4 protein-coding genes are annotated in these 4,422 nt (G+C 43.9%); 2 read left to right on the top strand and 2 right to left on the bottom strand.

Annotation, left to right across the window (positions count from 1 at the left end):
• Window positions 1-630: 630 nt before the first annotated feature.
• Both MICAI_RS13785 and MICAI_RS13790 read left to right on the top strand, forming a co-directional pair.
• Window positions 631-1,500, top strand: a complete 870-nt coding sequence (locus MICAI_RS13785) for a bile acid:sodium symporter family protein (protein ID WP_008203044.1) — start codon at window positions 631-633, stop codon at window positions 1,498-1,500.
• Between the two features lie 43 nt (window positions 1,501-1,543).
• Window positions 1,544-2,140, top strand: a complete 597-nt coding sequence (locus MICAI_RS13790) for a hypothetical protein (RefSeq protein ID WP_039900179.1) — start codon at window positions 1,544-1,546, stop codon at window positions 2,138-2,140.
• Between the two features lie 23 nt (window positions 2,141-2,163).
• On the opposite strand, the gene recA is transcribed toward MICAI_RS13790, so the two are convergent.
• Both recA and MICAI_RS13800 read right to left on the bottom strand, forming a co-directional pair.
• The gene (recA, locus tag MICAI_RS13795; protein WP_008203048.1) at window positions 2,164-3,231 is read right to left on the bottom strand and encodes a recombinase RecA; all 1,068 of its coding nucleotides are present in this window, start codon (window positions 3,229-3,231) and stop codon (window positions 2,164-2,166) included.
• Window positions 3,232-3,357: 126 nt separating this feature from the next.
• Window positions 3,358-4,311 (bottom strand): aldo/keto reductase, encoded by a 954-nt coding sequence (locus MICAI_RS13800; protein ID WP_008203049.1) that lies wholly within the window; start codon window positions 4,309-4,311, stop codon window positions 3,358-3,360.
• Window positions 4,312-4,422: the final 111 nt, after the last annotated feature.

The following is a 4,422-nucleotide window of genomic DNA, read 5'->3' on the forward strand; positions in this document are numbered from 1 at the left end:
GGGCTTGCTGAATAATGGTAAAACCCTTTTAAAATAAGGCTTTTGACCTGTTAAAGTCCGATGTTAGTGCTGCGAAAATAGGATTGGGACTTTCAAAAACCTTGCATTATCCTTCTTGTGGTACATCGCTTGGTACAAAAAACAAGGGCAACAAAGCCTGAAACGACCGGCTACTGACTCCTGACTCCTGACTCCTACCCCCAGGAAAAACTTTTTCAGCAGACCCTATTTATTCCCTTTTGCCTTTTGCCTTTTGCCTATCCTCCTAAGTAGCCTATACTCAACGGATTTTCTATCATTACTTGTCTTAGATGTCTGTATAATTTGCTACATTTTTATATGCGCTTACCCTGTTTGGCTCTCCCAGCTTTGGTGGGTAAAATGTATTCTAAGATACATTTCTCAAGAGCGAGGGGGTGGAACGAACCACAAAGACACAAAGGACACAAAGATCGATCGATCCTATGTCAATTAAACTTATCACACAGAACCTAGAAGAGCCCCTGTTTCTCCTACAATTTAACCTCCCCTGCACACCGGGGTTTTTTGGTCGGCAAAATCGGTAACTAGGGACACGAATAAATTAGTCAATTTATGGTAAAATAAGCCCGTCTTTTCCGATTTTATCCGATGCAGGCCGACTTTTTTACTAATATCCTCTTACCCGTTGCCCTAGGCGTTTTAATGTTAGGCATGGGATTAGGATTAATTCCCGCCGATTTTCAGCGTATCACCCGTTATCCCAAAGCAGTCCTGATCGGTTTAGTCAATCAAATTATTATTCTACCGATCGTCGGCTTTATTATTGTTTCTCTTTTGCCTCTCCAGCCAGAAATTGCCGTCGGTTTAATGATTGTCGCCATTTGTCCCAGCGGGCCTTCCTCCAATGTTTTAACCTATTTAGCTAAGGGAGATGTGGCCCTTTCTGTTACTTTAACCGCTTTTAGCAGCATCATCACCATTTTCACAATACCTTTTTTAGCTAGTTTCATTCTCCAGCATTTTATGGAGGAAAGTGCCGCCATCTCCCTACCCATTGGTCCTACTATGGCGCAGATATTTTTGATTATAGTTTTCCCCCTGGTTATGGGTATGACTATCCGCCATTACTTCCCTTTACTGGCCAAAAGTCTGGAACCGATAACTAATCGTTTGGCCGTGATTTTTCTAGCACTTATTATCTGCTTATTAATCCTGAGAGAATGGCAACGTTTACCTTTATTTATCGCTCAAACTGGCCTGGCAGTGATTATTTTAAACACGATTGCTTCCCTAATTGGTTTTTTCAGTGGTCTTTTATTTCAATTAACTATTCCCCAAAGAATTTGTATTGCAATTGAAGTGGGTATTCAAAGCGGCACTTTAGCTATTGCTATCACTGCCGGTTTATTAAAGAATCCCGATCTGGCCATTCCCGCAATGGTCTATAGTTTATGGATGTATGTCAGCGCTTTTATCGCTGTTTATTATGGTCGCAAAAAAGCAGCTTTGGCAAAATAGCTAAATCGGGTGATAGGATCTAGCTAAAAACTGATAAATGATTATGTTAATTGGTAAATATTTAACCCTAGAGGAATTATCTACCTGTTCCCAAACCTATCAAAAGTATGCAGCACAAATCGACCCCTATCCCAAAAATCCTGCAACGATCACCGCTTGGCAAAATCTCGCTCACTTTATTATCGATCCAATTATTGATAATTTTGGTCGAGAAAGATTCCAATTAACCTATGGATTTTGTTCTAATGATCTGAGAAAATTTCTCCAAAAAAAAGACCCAATCACCGGCTTAAAAAACGGTAGAATCGATCCCAGTCGTGATCAACATTGCGCCCACGAAATTAATCAAAAAGGTCAATATTATTGTCAGCGATTGGGGGCAGCCTGTGATTTTCGGATTATCGATTTAACGAGCGATCGCCTGATAGATTGGATTTTAAACCAAAAATTACCCTTTGACTCTCTCTATTTTTACGGAATTAATCGCCCGATTCATATCAGCTACGGACCCCAACATAAACGAGATCTATGGACTTTTACCGCTAAAGGAACACCAACTAAAAAAGGTTTACAATCATGGTTAGAAGCCGCTAAATCCATCGATTCTGAAGCTAAAAAATCCCCCGAAACTGGGGGATAACCAAGACCTAAAACCCTCTTCTTTTAGATTTCTGGTTCCAGATCGTCCTCATCGTCCTCATCGGCCGGTTCCGTGGGGAAAGGAACCGAACCCATGTCTAATTTATCCCGCAATAACTTCTCAATTTCCGCCGCTACTTCTGGCTTTTCTTCAAGATATTTAACGGCATTATCGCGACCCTGGGCAATATTTTCGCCATTATAGCTATACCATGCCCCTTTACGAGTAACCACGTTAGTTTGTTCGGCGATATCCAGCATACAACCCACTTGGGAAATGCCTTTACCGAAGATAATATCAAATTCAGCAATCCGGAAAGGAGGCGCGACTTTATTTTTAGCCACCTTAACTTTAGCCCGAATTCCGTATTCCCCTTCCGTGCCTTTTTTCAAAGTTTGAATGCGACGGATATCTAAACGCACCGAGGCATAAAATTTTAAGGCCGTTCCTCCAGTGGTCACTTCAGGATTGCCGTAGGTGACACCGATTTTTTGCCGCAGTTGGTTGAGGAAAATCACCACACAACCCGATTTACCAATATTACCAGCAATTTTTCGCAGGGCTTTACTCATCAAACGGGCCTGCAAACCCACCTGATTATCCCCCATTTCCCCCTCAATTTCCGCCCGCGGCACTAAAGCGGCCACCGAGTCGATGACGACGATATCCACGGCCGAAGAACGCACTAACTGGTCAACTATTTCTAAGGCTGCCTCCCCCGTGTCCGGTTGTGCCACCAGTAAATTATTGATATCTACCCCTAAAACATCGGAATAGGTGGGATCTAAAGCGTGTTCCGCATCGACAAAGGCCGCCACTCCCCCAGCTTTTTGCACTTCTGCGATCGCATGGAGGGCTAAGGTGGTTTTTCCAGAACTTTCGGGCCCGTAAATTTCGACGATGCGGCCTTTCGGTAAACCGCCACCCAAGGCCATATCTAGGGTTAAAGCACCACTAGGCACGGTTTCCACCCGCATCCGGGTGGCGTCTCCTAAACGCATAATCGAACCTTTGCCAAAGTTGCGCTCGATTTGATTTAAGACTAAACCTAAGGCCTTATCTCGATCGGAGTTATTTGTCATTGTCGCCATTAATTTTGTCCCAGTTTTCTTAAGTAGTACAGCAGTATGCAAAGATTGTAGCCTGTTTTAATCTTGATCACCAAAAAGTTAGAGACTTTTTCCAGAATGGTGATCAAAAATCAAAAGTTTTGATTTTTACAGCCAAGGCCGGCTCATCTGTTCTAATTGCGTCACCTCTCGCGCTTCTAAACTCCATCCTAGGGCCCCGGCATTTTCGATCGCTTGGGCCGCAGTTTTTGCCCCCGGAATGGGAATTACATCCCCTTGGGCGATTAACCAATTGAGGGCAACTTGTGCGGGGGTTTTTTGGTATTTTTCGCCCAATTCTTGCAGTACCCTTAAAATTGGGGCTATTTTCTCCAAACCTTCTTTTTTGAACCGCGGGTCAACTTTTCTGGCTCCATCGGGCAAATTCTGGCTTTCTGGGCTATATTTACCCGTCAGTAGTCCTTGAGCGAGGGGGCTGTAGGCGAGGATGGTGACACCTAATTCCTTGGCCGTGGCTAAAATTGCCTTAGTTTCTATTTTGCGATACAAAAGCGAATACTGCACCTGATTGACCGCTAAGGGAACCTCTTTTTTCGCCAAAATCTGGCTTGCTTGACGCATTTGCTCGGCGGAATAATTACTTACACCCACGGAACCAATCCGGCCGCTTTTTACTTCTTCCCCTAGGGCATTGATTAGGGTTTCTTGGCTAATTAGGAAGGTGAAGGGCCAATGTACTTGGTAAAGGGCAATTTTATCGGTTTTTAGACGGTTTAAGCTCTCGGTAATGGCATTATGCACCGCATTCGCCCCCAATCGCCACGGTACGGGGGCAAATTTGCTGGCAATATCGATGGCAATATCGGTCTGTTGGGTAAATTTTCCTAAGAGTCGTTCCGATTCCCCCAGGCCATAGACTTCGGCAGTGTCAAAAAAGGTGATTCCTGCCTCTACTGCCGCTTTAAAGGCCTCCTCTACCTGACTAGCTCCGTATTCCTTGCCATAGTTCCAGAATAGTTTATCTCCCCATGCCCAAGTCCCGATTCCCAAAGCACTGACGGCAATTCCTGTTTGTCCGAGATTAGCGGTTTGTCTGGTCATATTCCCTACAAAGAATGACAGCGTTTCTCATTTAAAGTTGAAGTGTAACCTATATTTGGTCTGACTCCCCACTAACCCCCTTTTTTGATTCCGGGAAATTCCCACCCATAA

This window comes from Microcystis sp. T1-4, assembly GCF_000297435.1.
In the GTDB taxonomy this organism is placed as follows: Bacteria; Cyanobacteriota; Cyanobacteriia; order Cyanobacteriales; family Microcystaceae; genus Microcystis.